Source organism: Shewanella sp. MSW (assembly GCF_007636515.1).
In the GTDB taxonomy this organism is placed as follows: domain Bacteria; phylum Pseudomonadota; class Gammaproteobacteria; order Enterobacterales; family Shewanellaceae; genus Shewanella; species Shewanella indica.
Genome location: NZ_LVDR01000001.1, coordinates 308857 through 326063 on the forward strand (window position 1 = coordinate 308857; position 17207 = coordinate 326063).

Annotated in this window: 12 protein-coding genes; 7 read left to right on the forward strand and 5 right to left on the reverse strand. The window is 53.0% G+C overall.

Annotation, left to right across the window (positions count from 1 at the left end):
• Positions 1–205 precede the first annotated feature (205 nt).
• Positions 206–1372, reverse strand: a complete 1167-nt coding sequence (locus AYI96_RS01300; protein ID WP_177192585.1) for a multidrug effflux MFS transporter — start codon at positions 1370–1372, stop codon at positions 206–208.
• A 334-nt stretch (positions 1373–1706) separates the two neighbouring features.
• On the opposite strand from AYI96_RS01300, the gene AYI96_RS01305 reads away from it, so the two are divergent.
• The gene (locus tag AYI96_RS01305) at positions 1707–3494 is read left to right on the forward strand and encodes a SulP family inorganic anion transporter (RefSeq protein WP_144360837.1); all 1788 of its coding nucleotides are present in this window, start codon (positions 1707–1709) and stop codon (positions 3492–3494) included.
• Between the two features lie 55 nt (positions 3495–3549).
• Here AYI96_RS01305 and AYI96_RS01310 read toward each other — a convergent pair whose 3' ends face one another.
• Positions 3550–4254, reverse strand: a complete 705-nt coding sequence (locus tag AYI96_RS01310; RefSeq protein ID WP_226683985.1) for a glutathione S-transferase — start codon at positions 4252–4254, stop codon at positions 3550–3552.
• A gap of 282 nt (positions 4255–4536) precedes the next feature.
• Here AYI96_RS01310 and AYI96_RS01315 point away from each other — a divergent pair, with 282 nt between their 5' ends.
• The 4 genes from AYI96_RS01315 to AYI96_RS01330 all read left to right on the forward strand — a co-directional run bounded on the left by AYI96_RS01315 (position 4537) and on the right by AYI96_RS01330 (position 10029).
• Positions 4537–5517, forward strand: coding sequence for a rhodanese-related sulfurtransferase (locus AYI96_RS01315; protein WP_144360866.1), 981 nt, complete (start codon positions 4537–4539; stop codon positions 5515–5517).
• A 300-nt stretch (positions 5518–5817) separates the two neighbouring features.
• Positions 5818–7320, forward strand: coding sequence for an alkaline phosphatase (locus AYI96_RS01320; RefSeq protein ID WP_071475843.1), 1503 nt, complete (start codon positions 5818–5820; stop codon positions 7318–7320).
• 14 nt (positions 7321–7334) lie between these two features.
• Entirely contained in the window at positions 7335–8972 is a 1638-nt protein-coding gene (locus tag AYI96_RS01325; protein WP_144360838.1) for an alkaline phosphatase, read from the forward strand.
• A gap of 271 nt (positions 8973–9243) precedes the next feature.
• Positions 9244–10029: a hypothetical protein gene (locus tag AYI96_RS01330; protein ID WP_186299986.1), complete on the forward strand. Its 786-nt coding sequence runs from the start codon at positions 9244–9246 to the stop codon at positions 10027–10029.
• A 33-nt stretch (positions 10030–10062) separates the two neighbouring features.
• On the opposite strand, the gene ppx is transcribed toward AYI96_RS01330, so the two are convergent.
• A complete protein-coding gene (gene ppx / locus AYI96_RS01335) occupies positions 10063–11553 on the reverse strand; it encodes an exopolyphosphatase (protein WP_260852926.1) in 1491 nt (496 codons plus the stop codon).
• 19 nt (positions 11554–11572) lie between these two features.
• Positions 11573–13705 (reverse strand): polyphosphate kinase 1, encoded by a 2133-nt coding sequence (gene ppk1 / locus AYI96_RS01340; RefSeq protein WP_409928935.1) that lies wholly within the window; start codon positions 13703–13705, stop codon positions 11573–11575.
• Between the two features lie 467 nt (positions 13706–14172).
• Between ppk1 and yegD the strand changes: the two genes are divergently transcribed.
• Both yegD and AYI96_RS01350 read left to right on the forward strand, forming a co-directional pair.
• On the forward strand, positions 14173–15546 hold the full coding sequence (gene yegD, locus AYI96_RS01345; protein ID WP_039033360.1) for a molecular chaperone: 1374 nt from the start codon (positions 14173–14175) through the stop codon (positions 15544–15546).
• Positions 15547–15575: 29 nt separating this feature from the next.
• The gene (locus tag AYI96_RS01350) at positions 15576–16064 is read left to right on the forward strand and encodes a CreA family protein (protein ID WP_039033359.1); all 489 of its coding nucleotides are present in this window, start codon (positions 15576–15578) and stop codon (positions 16062–16064) included.
• Positions 16065–16190: 126 nt separating this feature from the next.
• On the opposite strand, the gene AYI96_RS01355 is transcribed toward AYI96_RS01350, so the two are convergent.
• Complete coding sequence (locus tag AYI96_RS01355) at positions 16191–16610, reverse strand: hypothetical protein (RefSeq protein WP_039033358.1); 420 nt, start codon at positions 16608–16610, stop codon at positions 16191–16193.
• Positions 16611–17207: the final 597 nt, after the last annotated feature.

Here is a 17207-nt window from a genome sequence, read left to right on the forward strand (position 1 = left end):
AATATAATTGGTTATGTATTGAATTAATTATGTTTTATTATTAATTGAGGATATTTTTAGACTTTAGTATAAAGCGCTGCTGATTCTATGTGTATGACCCCAATCTTTGAAAATTGTGGTTCTTGGGGGTGCGGAAAATCGACAAACGGCGTTTTGCGCTCAAGCGGTTTCAAACGCTTGAGCGTGATTTACCGCCAGCTTTATTTTAGGAGCCGGTACTGCGGCATTCGGGCAAAGGGCGGCGACTGACGGCGAACTGGCACAGACCCACCAGTAGCACAGAGGCCAGCATCAGCGCGGCAAAGGGCACGGCAGTCCCCGTGTAAAACAGCGCCAGCAGCGGTCCTGCCAGAGCACCAAAGCCAAACCTCAGGGTGCCGATAACCGCGGTGGCTGTGCCGGTTTCCTGCTGAAACTTCATCAGTACTATGGCGTCGGCGTTAACCGACATTACCCCCAGGCATCCCATCAGGGGGATCAGCATGGCCACAGTAAAGTGGTAACTCAAGTCGAGCAGGTTCACCAGTAACAGCCCGGCAGCGGCAATACTGCCGAGCATAGTGGCGGCAACCAACATGCGTCTTGAACCATAGCGACCAACAATGCGTGAGTTGATAATATTGGCCAGCATCAAAGCGCCTACGTTGGTACTGAATAGTATGGCAAACAGAGACTTATCCAAGTTAAATACCGACATATAGACAAACGGCGAGGCTGTCAGGTAGCAGAAAAAGGCGAATGAAGTCAGCACGCCGCTGCCAATATGCAGCTTGACCCCGGGCCGGGTAAAGACGGTGGCATAGGCGCCAAAGAATGACTTGCGGCTGCGCTCGGCGCCTTGCATATCCGATGGCAAACGCAGTTTCAGCAATACCAGCATGAGCAGCAGCAGGGCATAGCAGGCTAGGATAAAGAAAATCAAATGCCATTCACCCAGCTCCAAAATTAAGCTGCCTATGGATGGAGCCAGCAGCGGCGCCAGCATCATTATTAGGCTGACATAGGACATGCCCTTGGCCGTATTGTCACCATAGACCTCCTTGATATAGCCGGGGATCACCACGGTAGCTGCGGCGCCGATAAACGCCTGGAAAAATCTGAGGCTTAAAAACATTTCTATCGTTTGCGACAGCGCCAACCCCAGGCTGACCAACATAAATCCCGATAGGCCAATGATCACCAAAGGACGACGGCCGAAGCGATCGGCCAAAGGCCCAAAGGTAAGCATACCCAGAGAATACCCGGCCAGATACAGGCTCAGAGACTGCTGCACTGTCGTGATATCGGAATGGAAACTCTCGGCTATGGTAGCCATGGCCGGCAGATACATGTCGATGGCCAAAGGCGTTATCGCCACGATGGCCGACAGCATGGGAATAAGCAAGGCCAGATGCAGCCCTTGGGGCGTGCGCCTGGTTATCTGGGGTTGGGTATCCAATTTAACCTCATTATATTGGCCAAAAAGCATTGGATGCTTGGTCAGGAATGTGACTCGTGCCACGAAAAGGGGCTGGGGGTTTATGTTAAGTCGTGGCGGCCAATAAGCCAATCCCCCAGAGTCGTTTCTTTACATTACTGACAAAGGAAGATGGAAAAGTGAATAGTGAGAATATTTTATTTCGCCCTGGATGACTTCCTGGCATAAGCTCACTACATTATCCACTCAGGACAGAATGCGCTTAAATTGACGGAGTTGAGTGCTGAATATGCGAGTTAATTTTCCACAATGGAACACCAGGGAGTCGCTGACTCAATTACTTCCCGGGCTGGCAGGATTACTGCATTACCAAAAAGAATGGTTGCGGGATGATCTGCGCGCCGCCTTGTCGGTAACCGCGGTGGCCTTGCCTGTAGCTATCGCCTATGCCCAGCTTACCGGGGTCAGCGCCGTTGCCGGGCTATACTCCTGTATTTTACCTATGTTGATTTATGCTTTGTTTGGTACATCGAGGCAACTGATAGTGGGTCCGGATGCCGCGACCTGCGCCGTGATTGCTGCTGTGGTGACGCCACTGGCCGCCGGCGATGCCAAGGTGCACTGGCAGTTGGTGATGACCATGACTCTGATGACGGGCGCCTGGTGCCTGCTGGCCAGTCGCTTTCGGCTTGGGGTGCTTGCCGAGTTTCTCTCACGGCCGATTTTGATGGGGCTGCTCAACGGGGTGGCGATAACCATTATCGTTGGCCAGTTTTCGAAGATTTTTGGCTTTAGCTTCGAATCCCGCTATTTGCTGGAGCGCCTGGCTGGCGGCGCCGAGTATCTGTCGCGCACTCACTGGCCAACATTGGGCATGAGTCTGGTCACCTTACTGGTGTTCCTGCTGGTCAAGCGTCTGCGGCCGCAATTGCCTGCTTCTATGGTAGCGATAGCTGTGGCCGGATTATTGGTATGGCTGCTAGATTTGCAGCAGTATCAACTGGCGGTGGTCGGCACTATTGAAGGCGGTTTGCCGGAGTTTCAGGCACCGGTATTTGACTTGGGGCTGAGTCGTGAATTGGTGATGCCGGCGCTGAACCTTGCCATGGTGAGCTTTGTCTCGATGATGCTGACGGCGCGCAGCTTTGCCGCCAAAAATGGCTACGACATAGATCCCGATAAGGAGTTTCGCGCGCTTGGATTTGCCAATATCGCCTCGGGTTTGTCCCAGGGGTTTGCTATCAGCGGCGCCGATTCGCGCACCGCGGTCAATGATGCCAATGGTGGCAAATCGCAGCTGGTTTCTGTGATAGCGGCACTGCTGATAGCCCTGGTGGCCCTGTTCCTGACTGCGCCGCTGCAATATATCCCTTCGGCGGCGCTCGGGGTGGTGCTGGTTATCGCATCACTCTCTTTGATTGATATCAAGGGGATCTGGAAACTGAGAAAGCGTGACAACGGCGCCTTTACCCTGGCGCTGATCACCCTGTTGGCCGTGCTCTTTATCGGGGTGATCCCGGGGATCACCCTGGCGGTGCTGCTGGGCTTATTCCAATTTATCCGGGTAGTGATGAAACCCTCGGAGCAACTGCTCGGTGTCGATCGCAAGGGGGTGCTGCGCAGTATCGACCGCAGTGACAAGGCCACGGCGATCCCGGGGATCATGATTTACCGTTTCAACTCACCCTTGACCTATTTCAACGCCGGTTATTTCAAACGCCAGCTGCTGCTCAGGTTAAAAGAGCAGCCCGAGCCGGTGGACTGTGTGATAGTCGATGCTGTGGCTTGTTTCAGTCATCTGGATATCAGTGTGATGGCCATGATTGCCGATTTGGCGCACCTGTTGAAGCGCCGCGGCGTCAGTTTGGTACTGGCGGGCCGTAAACGTCAACTACTCAGCTGGTGTGAAGCCAGCGGTATAGATGTGGCGGAGGATGGTTTGATCATCAGGCCTGATTTGGCCTTGGCGGTGCGTATGCATCAAAACTATAAACAAGCGGTCGCTGAAGGCCAGGCACCCGAAGTGCGGCGTTTGGCCGGCGATGATACCAGCGCTCCCAGACCGTCACACCTTTAAAACCTGGCGGGATCCCGACAGCACGCAAACGCCTGCCCGGATTACTCGGCAGGCGCTAAAGCGGCTGTTGCTCGCCGCTTTCCAGCCACAATGGTTTGGGTTTCATGGCGCGGATAAACCAAGGGTGCTCGAGCCAGGCCTGCAGCCATTGATTAAGACAGGGCAGGGGGGCTGCATTGAACCTGGCTCTATCCACATGGGCAAATTGGCGCACAAAAGGGAAGATGGCGAGATCCGCTGCGCTCATACGCCCGAGCAACATGACCTGCTGTTGTTGCTCTTTTTGCCCCTGTAGCTTTTGCTGCCCGAGATGTTCTTGAGCCTCAGCCAGTCTCTGCTCCAGTGGCAGCAAGTACAGGAGCGCTTGCTCGAAATAGCTTTGCTGGCTGAACTCAGGGTAACGGTCAAAGTATTTGTATCTGTCCAGCAAGGGCTTGAATGCCCTGTCATTGGTCGCTATCAGGGTTGAGATAAGGTTTTCTTCCTCAGGATTTTGCGGCAGCAATGAGTGGGGATCGGCTTGTGCCAGTGCCCAGAAAAGGATATCCAGGCTCTCGTCCAGTACCCTTCCATCAGCGAGTTGCATCACAGGCACAGTGCCTTTGGGCGATAGTTCCAGCATCTGCTGCGGCTTATTTTTCAGCAGAATTTCCCGCACTACAACAGAGTAGTCGGCGGCAATTAAGCCCAGTCTGGCGCGCATGGCATAGGGGCAGCGGCGAAAGCTGTACAGAATAGTTTGACTGCTTACTTGAGTCACAAGAGTCCCTTGGAATTCAATGAAAACAGCCATTGTAGGAATCACTCGGGTGGCAGGCAAGGTTGCTGTTCATAACCGCATGTAAAGGATTAAACCGCTACTATATGGCGGCCTGCTGTAGGAATCGCCGAATAACCCTACTTTTGCTGTCTATTTGCGCCACTGTGATTGGGATAGAATGGCGCCCCCATTTTGGGAGGCAAATCACTTAAGAAAAGTTTCAGAAGGTGACGCCGTTATGCACTGGAAATTAGGTTCCAGCCAGCAGAAGTTGAGGTAATGATGTCCAAAATAGTTGTATGTGCTTTATATAAGTTTGTTTCCCTGCCGGATTATGAGGCTTTGCGTCAGCCGTTGCTCGAGACCATGGAAGACAATGGTATTCGCGGCACCTTGCTGCTGGCTGCCGAAGGCATTAATGGCACTGTGGCCGGCTCGGAAAACGGTATCAATACTCTGATGGCCTGGTTGGATGCCCAGAATGGCCTGGATAATATCGTCTCTAAGCGCTCATTTGATGATGAGATGCCGTTCTATCGCACCAAGGTCAAACTCAAGAAAGAGATAGTCACCATGGGGGTGGAAGGCATAGATCCCAGAGAAGTGGTCGGCACCTATGTCAAACCTCAAGACTGGAATGCGCTGATCTCCGATCCCGATGTGCTGCTGGTTGATACCCGCAATGACTATGAAGTGCAAATTGGTACCTTCAAGAATGCCGTCAATCCCGAGACCGAGACTTTCCGCGAGTTTCCCGAATATGTGAAGCAGCAGTTGGATCCGGCCAAGCACAAGAAAGTAGCCATGTTTTGCACCGGCGGGATCCGTTGTGAAAAGTCCACTGCCTACCTTAAGCAACAAGGCTTTGATGAGGTATATCACCTCGAAGGCGGGATCCTCAAATATCTGGAAGATGTGCCCGAAGAGCAGAGTCTGTGGCAGGGAGAGTGCTTTGTTTTCGATAACCGGGTTTCAGTGGATCACCAGCTGCAAAAAGGTCAGTACGATCAGTGTAATGCCTGCCGGATGCCGATAACCGAGGCCGATAAGCAGAGCCCGGCCTACGAGCAGGGGGTCAGCTGTCCCCATTGCATAGATAAGCTGGATGAAAAGCAGCGCCGGCGCTTTATCGAGCGTGAGCGACAGATGCAACTGGCCAAGCATCGCGGTGAGGCCCACATAGGCGCCGATGTCAAAGAAGTGATCCATAAGCGCCGCGAGCAAAAACAGCGTCAGAAAGAGCAGGCCAAGCAAACGTCCTGATAGCGCTAAGAAATCTAATCATCGAAGGAGCCCATTGGCTCCTTTTTTGATATGCAGATGATTTAGGTGCCTCCAGTCATTATGGTTTTTCGATACCGGAACAAACAGCAGCCTTTCCCCACTCAATACCCATTCAGGTTTCTTGGCCAAAAAAAACAGCTTTTTCTTTAATTTGTGCCGTCCAGACAAAGACCTTCACATAACTGCAATCTTGATTAACCAAATCTGTCATCTGGATCTTAGACAATCAGGCCGCTCTACCTTTACTTGCGACCAATTTACTTCAACCCAATACGGATGATGAAAGTGATGAAAAATAGATTAGCTGCGTTGATCTCTTGCAGCCTGGTAAGCATGGCGGCCAACAGCGCCGTGTTACCCAGTGTTCAAACTGACAGCCATTGGTATAAGGAAAGCGCTCAGCGCGTGTCAGACAAGGCTACATTAGAATCAAAAGCAAAAGCCAAAAATGTGATTTTGTTTGTCGGTGACGGCATGGGGATCTCCACTTTGACTGCCGCGCGTATCTTCCAAGGACAGCAGATAGCAGGTAACCAGGGCGGTGAAGAGAACTTCCTGAGTTTTGAGAAGTTTGATCATACCGCATTGATCAAGACCTATAACACCAACCAGCAAACACCGGACAGTGCCGGCACCATGACGGCCATTGCGACCGGGGTAAAGTCCAAAGCGGGGGTGATTTCGGTATCCGAACAGAGCCTTCGTGGCAACTGCCTGTCATCCAAAGGTAATGAGCTGGTGACTCTGGTGGATCTGGCCAATGCCAAAGGCTTATCTACCGGTGTGGTGAGCACTGCACGTATCACCCACGCCACCCCGGCAGCAACCTATGCCCATAGCCCGGAGCGCGACTGGGAATCTGACGCCAAGCTGCCTGCCGAAGCGGTAGCCAACGAGTGTAAAGATATCGCCTACCAGATGGTGATGCGCGATAAAGACAATGCCCTGTCAGTCGCCCTGGGCGGCGGTCGCCGCGCCTTTATTCCTGAAACCGTGACTGATGGCGAGAACAAGAAAGGGCAACGTAAGGATGGCCTGGACTTGACCAAGGCTTGGGTCGACAACCTGGACAACGCCGCCTATGTGTGGAACAGCACGGAGTTTGACGCCATAGATGCCGGCACCACAGATCACCTGCTGGGCTTGTTCAACTCCTCCCACATGGAATATGAAGCGGACCGCGCCGATGATGTGGGCGGTGAACCTTCATTGACCCAGATGACAGCGAAATCCATCGAGATTTTGCAGAAGAACGACAAGGGCTATCTGCTGATTGTCGAGTCGGGTCGTATCGACCATGGTCACCACGCCGGTAACGCCAAGCGCGCCCTGGCCGATGCGGTGGAACTCTCCAACGCCGTTAAGGCGGCGGTAGAAAACACCAACCCGGAAGAGACGCTCATTCTGGTCACCGCCGACCACAGCCACGTGTTCACCATCGCAGGTTATCCGAAGCGGGGTAACCCCATTCTTGGTCTGGTACACGGCGTAGACGGAAACCTTTCTACTGCCCTTGACGGTAAGCCATACACTACCTTGGGTTACACCAATGGCCCGGGCGCCGTTGTGGGGAACCGTGACGACCTAACCTCAGTGGACACTCAAGACAAAGACTTTATCCAACAAGCTCTTATTCCTATGGGAAGTGAAACCCACGCCGGTGAAGACATCAGTCTGCACGCCACAGGCCCCGGCGCCAATCTGGTGCAGGGTGTAATGGAGCAGAACGTGATTTTCCACATTATCAATCAAGCCCAAGAGCTTGGCGGTACTAAGTATTAATTGGGAGCAAGGAAATGAATAAGAAATTACTGGTACTGTCTTTGGCCGCGATTCTCGGCCTGGCGGCCTGTGGAAGTGACGGTGACAACGGCAAGGACGGCAACGCAGGCACTCCGGGCACAGATGGAAGCAACGGCAGTGACGGAAAAGACTGGACCGCCGTTAATCAATGGTATGTCGATGGTCAAAACCGCGTCACCAAGGCGTCCAATATGAGCAATAACACCCAGGCGGGTGCGGCGAAAAACATCATCTTGTTTGTCGGTGATGGCATGGGCGTTTCAACTGTGACAGCGGCGCGGATCCTCGATGGTCAGCTCAAGGGGCAAACCGGAGAGGAAAACTCACTTTCCTTTGAGACTTTGCCTTATCTTGGCCTGGCCAAGACTTATAATGTCGATGGTCAAACCCCGGATTCGGCCGGCACCATGACGGCCATGGTCACCGGGGTGAAGACGGACGTTGGCGTGATCTCACAGGCTGAAGGTGTTGAGCGCGGCGTTTGTTCTTCCACCAGGGGTCAAAACCTGGTGACTTCGCTGGAACTGGCCGCCATGGCGGGTATGGCTACAGGTGTGGTTTCGACCGCACGTATCACTCACGCTACCCCGGCTGCCACTTATGCCCATGTGCCGGATCGCGACTGGGAAGCGGACAGCAACTTGCCGGCCGAAGCCGTCAGCAACGGCTGTAAAGACATTGCCGCCCAGATGCTGGACTTCAATAACGGCAAAGGGATCAATGTGGTTATGGGCGGTGGTCGCCGCGCCTTTATTCCCAAAACCACTATCGATCCAGAAGGCAAAGCGGGTAAGCGTAACGATGGTCGCGATCTGACCGCCGAGTGGTTGTCTCAGTACTCCAATGCCAGTTACGTTACCGACCGCGACAGTTTCCTGGCGATGGATACCGGCACCACAGAGCATGCGCTGGGGCTGTTTAATTCCTCTCACATGGAATATGACTACGACAGAGTCGAGACCGGTGTTACCGGCGAGCCTTCTCTGGCAGAGATGACGGCCAAGAGTATCGATATTCTGAAAAAGAACGACAAAGGCTTTGTCCTGATCGTTGAAGCCGGTCGTATCGACCATGCTCACCATGCCGGTAATGCGGCCCGCGCTCTGTACGACACCATAGCCTTGTCTGAGGCGGTACGTATCGCCATGGAGAAGACCTCGGCCAATGACACCTTGCTGATGGTTACTGCTGACCACAGCCATGTGTTCACCATCGCCGGCTATCCGACCCGAGGTAATCCTATCCTGGGTCTGGTGAAGAGTAACGACGCCAACGGTCAGCCGTCGGTCACCAACTCTACCGATGCCAACGGCATGCCTTATACCACTGTTGGTTATGCCAATGGTCTGGGCTTTGGCTCGCTGGCGACCGGTGGCGATGAGCGATACAACTATGCCGCCGAGCCTGGACGCGTGGATCTGAACTACATAGACACCCAGAGTGTGGGGTTCCATCAGGAAGCATTGGTGCCGCTGGCAAGTGAAACCCATGCCGGTGAAGATGTGGCCATCTTCGCTCGCGGCCCGGGTGCCAGTCTGGTTCAGGGTACGGTTGAGCAGAACCACATCTTCCATGTGATGAACTTTGCCGGTGATTTGGTTAAAAAGGCCGAGGCCGCCGCGGCGCAATAAAGTTTAGCGTTTCGCAGCCTGATGCCCCTGCTTATCCTTAGTTTCAGGCAGGGTGCCAGGCTGCTTCTTTGGTTTTAGTCTTTTGTTTTAGAGTCATATCAGTAGGTTTATTATGTCCCGTGTAACATTCAAGCCAGCGTTTCCCTTTTTTTCCCGCGTAGCGCTTCATATCGCTCCTCGCACAGCTCATTGCACAGCCCCTCGCGTTCTTTGTCGCCCACTCACGTTTTCACTCGCTTTGGGGCTCACAGCTTCGCTGGGGCAGTTTGCCATGGCCAATACCCAGTCTGCCAGCAACCAGCCAGGCAGCCAGGAGCACGCCCATGTCAAAGCGGGCGGCTCAATTGGCAATGATGCTAATGTTTGTGCCGCCAAACCCGGCCGTTTTCAAGCCAGCTATCAGATCACTGTTGGCAGTGGTGAGCAGGCCAGGCAGCAGCAACTGATCCTGACGCGCTTTGACGATACCATCATCTATCAACGCAGCCCTGTCAGCTATGAGGCTTGGCATAAAAATGGCGAGTATGTGCGTTATTTCCCCCAGGAGAAACGCTCTATCAGCTATCGCCGCGGCGATCTCTTGGCGCTGAACATTCGCACCGATCTCGATAGGCAGTTTCATCTGATATCGCCTGCAGCCTTGAGTCAATTTGAAAAGGGCCAAAGCCTGCAAGATAGCTGCTTCACCCGTCAGAGCTATTCCCTTAGGAGCAAGGGTCATGAAGAAAACCATAGTCACGCGAACAAAAGCGCCGCTAACGAGCCGCAGTCTATGCAACTGAGCTGGATAAGTGAGCTGGAACTGCCGGCCGAGATGACCATCACTCAAGGTGAGCAGCGTATTGTTTATCGGCTCAGCAAACTGACGCCTGTGAGCCAGGAGAGTTTCAAGCGGCTTACCTCAGGTTTCCAGGATCTCGACTTTGCCGATGTGGGCGACAGTGAGTCTGACCCTTTTATTGCCAAGATGATCACCCAGGGCTTTATTCAACATGGCAGCTCAGGCTTCTACTCGGCAGATGGGCAGCAGCTTGAAGGCGGGCATCACAGCCATTAATTAACCACAGTTACGGATATAAGAAGAGCCTAGTCACACATCGGCATAACTTATCTGCAGCTCAAAGCCCAACTGGGCGAGCTGCTTTTGCTCCCGCTGCAAGTCTTTGGCAAACAGGCTGATACGTTGACGCGGTTCGGGCAGGCTTATCTGCATCCCTGTTGCCGTGGGTTTTACCCGGGTGATTTTCAAGCTGCGGGCGATACGGCCGAGATTCAGCAGTACGGCGAGCCGCAGCAGCGCCATTAGGCGGATGAGGCGTAATTTTTGAGCGGGCTCCAGTTGTGCCAGCGCCTCCAGGTTGGGTTTCTTGCGCTGGTTGCCAATCAGCAGTGCCAACAGCTGTTGCTGCTCTTGGCTGAAACCGGGCAGGTCGCTATTGGCTATGATGTAGGCACCGTGTTTGTGGTGAGCGCGGGAGTTGATATGGATCCCTATCTCATGCAGTTTCACCGCATGTTCCAGCAGGGCGCGCCAGGACTCGAGTTGCCAACCGTCGGCCACGGCATCAAACAGCTGTTTGGCCGAAGTGGCCACCTTGGCGGCATGGTTCAAGTCCACATGATAGAGTTTGGCCATGCTTTGGACGGTGCGGCCGCTGACATCACCGAATTGGCTGATCCCGGCAAGTTCGTAAAGTACGCCTTCGCGCAGTGCCCCTTGCGCAAACTGCAACTCGGTGACCGGCAGCCTCTTGAAGAAACTGATCAAGATAGCCAGCCCAGCCGGTAGCAAAGGTGCACGTTTGCTGTCCACCTGCGGCAGTTCAATCTGCTCCACATGACCCCAGCTGAGCAACTGCTGTTTTAACTGCTTGAGCCTGGGCAGAGTGATGGTTTCATCGTTGAAGAAGTGCTGCATCGCTTCGCAGATGGCCTTGACACTGCCTGAGCTGCCGAGAGTGAGGTCCCAATGGCCGCTGAAATATTCCTTGGCCAGCGAGGCAAACTGTTTATCGGCCGCTGCCTGGGCGGCGCGAAAGTTCTCCAGCGTCAGCTTGCCGTCGACAAAGTATTTCTGGTTATAACTGACGCAGCCACAGCGCAGGCTGGAGAGTATCTGTGCCTGAGTCTTTTGGCCAAGCACCACTTCGGTGGAGCCTCCACCGATATCTATGATGAGGTTGCGCTGTGCCAGCTCCTGGCTGTGGGCTATGCCCTTGTAGATAAGGCGCGCCTCTTCATGGCCGGATACCACTTCGACCGGGTAGGGCATTATGGCCCTGGCGGCCTCGATAAAGGCCTCACGGTTACGGGCAACTCTCAGAGTGTGGGTGGCCACCAGTCTGACTCTGGCCTGATCCAGAGTAGAAAACCTGAGGTTGAAATCCTTGAGGCAGGCGAGACCGCGCGCTATGGCGTCATTATCCAGCCTGTTGTCCCGATCTAGCCCCTCGGCCAACTGTACCAGACGTTTCTCTTTATGCAGGATCTGAATGCTGCCATCCTGCTCGCGGGCTATCACCAGATGAAAGCTATTGGAGCCCATATCCACGGCGACAAAATGCTTGGGTGTTGCAGTCAAGGTGGTCCTCATTTTGCTATTACTTCGGTTCCTGGGGTTGGGTCAGATCCAGTTGCCGCTGTTTTTCGTAGTTGCCCAGATACTGATGTATGGCTATCTGGGATCTTACCTTACGCTTGTTACCCCGCTTACGGTAGGGGTTGGATTGATCTTTGTTGATCACCCGCGCCTTGATGTTGTCGGCAAATTGCAGCGCCAGGGTATCGAGGATCATCTGTTTGAGAGCGGGATCATAAACCGGAGTGCTGACTTCAATACGGTTATCGATATTACGTCCCATCCAGTCGGCAGAGCAGAGAAAGAGTTTGTTTTCGCCGCCTGAGTGAAACAGCATTACCCGCGAGTGCTCGAGGAATCTGTCCACTATGCTGAAGACCTCAATATTGTTGCTGATCCCGGGAATATTGGGAATAAGCGCGCACATGCCGCGAATAAGCAGACGGATTTTGACGCCGGCGCTGGAAGCCTCGTACAGCTTTTGGATCATCGCCTCATCCACCAGATTATTGAGCTTGAGGGTGATGGCGGCCTTGATGCCGCTTTGGGCATTGATGATCTCCTGTTCGATAAGGCCGGTCAGCTTCTGGCGCGCATCATAGGGAGAGACTATCAGGTGCTGGAAATTATCTCGTCTGTAGGGGTGCTCAATCAACTCAAATACCTGTTCTATCTCGGCGGTAATTTCCTGATTGGCGGTAAACAGCGAAAGGTCGGTATACACCCTGGCCGTGCCCTCGTTGAAGTTGCCTGAGCCAATATGGCCATAGAGTCGAATGGCGCCGGCTTCTTCGCGGCCGATAAGGCACATCTTGGCATGAACCTTCAAACTTGGGATCCCATGGTGTACCTTGACACCAGCCTCGGCCAGCACCCGACTCCACTCGATATTGGCCTGCTCATCGAAACGGGCCCTGAGCTCAATCACAGTGGTGACCTGTTTGCCGTTCTTCACCGCATCTATCAGCGACTGGATGATATGGGACTTTCTTGCGACCCGATAGAGGCTGATTTTGATGAACTTGACGGCAGGATCATAGGCCGCCTGGCGCACCAGCTCGGTAAAGTGGGAAAACTTGTGATAGGGGTAATAAAGCATGATATCGCCGCGGCGAATGGCGTCAAACTTGTTGGCATAGACGCTGAATCCGGCCGAGTCCAGTGCCGGAAGCTTGTCGTTTTCCAGGTATTTGCGCCCTGGATTGGGAAAGCCGATAAAGTCCTTGAAGCTGTGGTAACGGCCACCGGGGATCAGGCACTCGGTATTGGAGATATTCAGCTGCGCCGTAAGCATGCTCAGCATATGCTCCGGCATCTCTTTGTCATACACCAGACGCACAGGCTCGGCAGTGAGGCGCTTTTTCAGGCCCTTGGTGAGCTTTTCCAGTTGGCTCTGTTCCAGCTCATCGGTGAGATCGAAGTCGGCGTCGCGGGTCAGCTTCATGGAGAAGACTTCGATCTCTTCATATTCGAAGAAAGGGGCGAATAGCTCATCGACACAGTGCCTTATTATGTTATCGAGCAAGATCAAATGCTTGCGTCGCTTTGAGGTTTCTGCCGGCAGTTGGATGAAACGTGGCACATTCTTGGTGGGCACTTCCACAAGGGCGTACTGACGTTTTTCCCGGCTGTAGAGGCACACCGCCAGATAAGTGGTGTCATCGTTGAGTTGTTTGAACAGTTCGGAACGGTTACTGAGGATAAGCGGAGTGATGTGGCGCTTGAGCTGATCCTTGAAGTGCTTTTTCAGCCATTGGCTATGAAAGTCGCTCAGTTGTTTCTCATTGATGAGAAAGATGCTGTGTCTTGCCAGTTCCCGCATTAACTCACCGTAAATGGCATCGAAACGCTCTTGCAGTATCAAGACCTTGGTCTGGATCTTGGCCATCAAATGGCGACTGGAGTTGCGACCTTCCTGCAGGCTGGATAACAGAATCGAGCGGCGCACCGCAGCAACCCTAACCCGGAAGAACTCATCCATGTTGTTGGAAAATATGCCCAGAAAGCGAACCCGTTCCACCAGAGGAACCAGAGGATCGGCCGCTTCCTGCAAGACTCTTTCATTGAAAGACAGCCAGGAAAGCTCCTTATCCAGAGAAAATTTTTCGACGGACGGTGACACGGCAAAGACTCCTCGTGAGCAGACGCCGGGCATAGATAAAGCCCGGCAGATATACAATAACACTCCGATATCCGCTTGTAATCAGAGAATAAAGGCGGGGCGCAGTTTCAGGGTTTTACGCTATTTGGGCCCGGCTCAGGTTTGAATTCGGGGTTGCGCCGGCGCTAAGGAAGGTGCGAACAATTCCCATCTGTGCTCCGCGTCGGCTTACAGACCTGGATGCAAGGCGTGGTTCCAGCAAATGGTTTTAGTCCTTTGTCCTTTGCCAGAACGCAAGAAGCGTTCCCTAAGGGTAGAGCGAATTTATGTCGAAAGAATGACAATCCCCCACTTTGGTCAAAGAGAGCGATATTGACGATTGGGTTTTCTGCCCTGCTTATGCTATGTTGCGCTCTTTTTTCTCGGTCGGTTTCCTGGCCGGGAGCGGGCGCTGAGGCTTTGTCTTCAAAGCAAAAAGCGGCGCCCTGGCCACTTCGAGCCAGCGAAAGCAGGAGGACGGAATGTTTGCAGGTTTTGACTATGGCAGTGCCAACTGCGCTATTGGCGTGATGGAGGAGGGCCAGACCCGGCTTTTGCCTCTGGCCGAGGATGGCAACTATATGCCGTCGACCATTTATGCCATGGAGCGGGAACTCATTTCCGAATCTGTGCTGCAGCGCTTGCCTTTGGCGGCCCAGGCTGATTTCAAACCCAAACGCGCCGCCGAGTTGAGTCGCGCCAGAATCGCGCGCTTGGAGCTGGATTTACTTGCCAATGAGCAAGCGGTATTCATCGGCAATCAGGCGATTGAAACCTATATGGAGATGCCGGAAGAGGGCTTCTATGTTCGCTCACCCAAGTCATTCCTTGGCGCTTCGGGCCTGCTCAGCAATCAGATGGCGTTGTTTGAAGATATCGTCACCTTGATGATGCAGGAAATTCATACCCGGGCGCAGCAGAGCCTGAAACAGGCGATTTCCCAGGTGGTGATAGGGCGCCCGGTTAACTTTCAGGGCATTGGCGGCGAGCAAAGCAACAAGCAAGCCGAGGCTATTTTGACCCAAGGGGCCCGGCGCGCCGGGTTCACCGATGTGGCCTTTCTGTATGAGCCTATGGCAGCTGCCCTTGAGTTTGAGTCGACACTCACCCGGGAGCAGCGGGTGCTGGTGGTGGATATTGGCGGCGGCACCAGCGACTGCTCGTTTGTGCGCATGGGGCCTGAGCTTAAAGACAAGAAAGATCGCAGTGACGACTGCCTGGGCCACAGTGGTCAAAGGGTAGGGGGTAACGATCTGGATATCGCCCTGGCGATGGCCGGTTTTATGCCGCACTTGGGGCTCGGCAGTGCGCTGATCACAGGCAAGCCTATGCCAAGGCAGCCTTTCTGGAATGCGGTCGCCGTCAACGATGTCAGTGCCCAGCGGGAATTCTCTGCCTTGAGTAGTCGCAAGTTGATTGAGGAGCTGCAACGGGATGCCAAAGAGCAGGCGAAACTTGCGCGCTTATTAAAGGTGCAAAAAGATCAGCTGGGTTATCGTTTGGTGCGCAGTGCCGAGCAGCTTAAAATCGCCCTGAGTGACAGTAAGCAAGCCGCTATGGATATAGGTTTTGTCGAAGCGCCCAAACCGCAGCCTTTGATGGTGAATGTTGATGCCGCCACCTTTGTGGCCGCCATTGATGAATCGCTTGAAACTGTGCACAAGCTCATCACCCAGGCTTTGGCGGAAGGGGGATGTCAGCCGGATGTCATTTATCTCACAGGTGGCAGCGCCAAGAGCCCGTATATTACCGAGCAGATCCGCGCGCGTTTCCCGGATGTGACTTTGGTCAGTGGCGACCACTTCGGCTCTGTGGTGGCCGGTTTGACCCGTTGGGCTGAGCGCCTGTACCGTTAAATTGCACTTTAATTGAAAGAGGATTCTTCATGGCACTGAAAAAAACGCCACTCTTGGCCGCCTTGGTTGCTACTGTGGCGACAAGCCTGCTCGCCGGGTGTGGCGATGATGTCGGTAAGGTCAGCCTGGGCGTATTCACTACCAAAGATGTGATCATAGATGCCAAGACAGATCCCAAACTGCCCGGTGTTACTTGTCATATCAGCCGCATAGAGGCCAATTTGGATTTTGCCGATCCATCTGATATGAGTATCAGCTGTCGCCAGACCGGGCCGATAACCAAGGCGCAACTGGCCGGTATCGAACTGGGTAAGAAGGGCGAGATAGTGTTTACCGAGTCCTTGAGCATCTTGTTCAAAAGCCTCAAGGTGAGGCGTATCTATGACAGTGAACACCAGACACTCCTGTATCTGTCTTATTCCACCAAGGAAACCAACGGCAGTCACAAGCACGCCCTGTCCACTGTGCCGCTGTGGGGAACCGACGCTTACGAGCCAAGGTCACAGGCGCTAAACTGATAATTCCGGGGGCAGATAAGAATCACCTGGGAATAGGCTTTTTCTTCTTTTTCATTGCATTGTCATACACAGAGGCGGTGATGGTTAGAAGGAGACTTAGTCTGTTCCTTTTTCAGCTAGTCTGAATTAATTAGAGTCAAGGATATCAGCCCTTTGATTCTGCTTTATGCCTCGCCATAGCAGCTGACCACCGAGTATCAGCACCAACATAATCACGGGCCCACCGACAGCATAATCGTTCAAGGCGATCATCGGCGGTAACTGGACCGTGTCTTGGTATGATGCATCGGAAACTATGATCAGAAGCGCCAAACCTGCTGCCGCCAACAAGGCGATACCGCTTGAGCGGCGCCAGTTACGGCGGCGGTTGAGAAAACCGGCGAGGGTGAGACTAACAGCCGCCAGCAAGGCACCAAAGATAACCATAAAGTATTTTGCCGGTTGTTGCTCCGGCAGGCTCTGGAAGGCACCAAAAATACAGACATAAGCCGAAAATGCGCCAACCAGCAGTAATAGGTGAGCAAACAGTAAACGTAGCAGTGACATACGGGTCCTTGTTGTCTTTGGAAAAGTTGATTTCAGAGCTAGGTGCCGTATCCGCGGTGTGGCTCAGCAAAGCGCGTAGGGCTTATAAGGTTTTGCAAATCAAACCTTCAAAAAGAGATTAAAACATAAAAAAAAGCCCGCTTGAAACAAGCGGGCCGCAAAAAATAAAATCATTGCAATCAACAAATTGAAGGAAGGAAGTCAAGCATAAGAACCAGGGAAAACTGCCATGAAAGCTACACAACAGTTTTGAAGTTCTTGGTTTTCATATTTACCGGGGTAAATACTTCCTGAAAACGAGGCATATTTTAGTGACAGAATGTGTCAGCAACAAGCGAGAAAAACTACGTCATGAGATAAGTAAAACTAATGTCACAAAGGTGATGTAAATCACGTAAATGCAGTTATAGCCCGTGTTTCGCTTCTTTACTCAATGTGGTTGCATAAATCTGCAATTTATATAATTAATCCTTGTTGCCGTTTTATTAACATTTGTCATTGTTCAATCCTTGCACAGATTGCAATTTGACGATTGTGTCGGTTTTTTTTGCTTGTATAGTACTTTGCAAGTCGCTGCGTTTGCATTTTTTTGCTAAA

Excerpts from the sequence above, each read along its gene's own strand:
- AYI96_RS01300 (WP_177192585.1), bottom strand. The coding sequence starts at position 1,372 with ATGCTGTCGGCCATCGTGGCGATAACGCCTTTGGCCATCGACATGTAT.
- AYI96_RS01305 (WP_144360837.1), top strand. The coding sequence starts at position 1,707 with ATGCGAGTTAATTTTCCACAATGGAACACCAGGGAGTCGCTGACTCAA.
- AYI96_RS01315 (WP_144360866.1), top strand. The coding sequence starts at position 4,537 with ATGTCCAAAATAGTTGTATGTGCTTTATATAAGTTTGTTTCCCTGCCG.
- AYI96_RS01320 (WP_071475843.1), top strand. The coding sequence starts at position 5,818 with ATGAAAGTGATGAAAAATAGATTAGCTGCGTTGATCTCTTGCAGCCTG.
- AYI96_RS01325 (WP_144360838.1), top strand. The coding sequence starts at position 7,335 with ATGAATAAGAAATTACTGGTACTGTCTTTGGCCGCGATTCTCGGCCTG.
- AYI96_RS01330 (WP_186299986.1), top strand. The coding sequence starts at position 9,244 with ATGGCCAATACCCAGTCTGCCAGCAACCAGCCAGGCAGCCAGGAGCAC.
- ppk1 (WP_409928935.1), bottom strand. The coding sequence starts at position 13,705 with ATGCCCGGCGTCTGCTCACGAGGAGTCTTTGCCGTGTCACCGTCCGTC.
- yegD (WP_039033360.1), top strand. The coding sequence starts at position 14,173 with ATGTTTGCAGGTTTTGACTATGGCAGTGCCAACTGCGCTATTGGCGTG.
- AYI96_RS01350 (WP_039033359.1), top strand. The coding sequence starts at position 15,576 with ATGGCACTGAAAAAAACGCCACTCTTGGCCGCCTTGGTTGCTACTGTG.
- AYI96_RS01355 (WP_039033358.1), bottom strand. The coding sequence starts at position 16,610 with ATGTCACTGCTACGTTTACTGTTTGCTCACCTATTACTGCTGGTTGGC.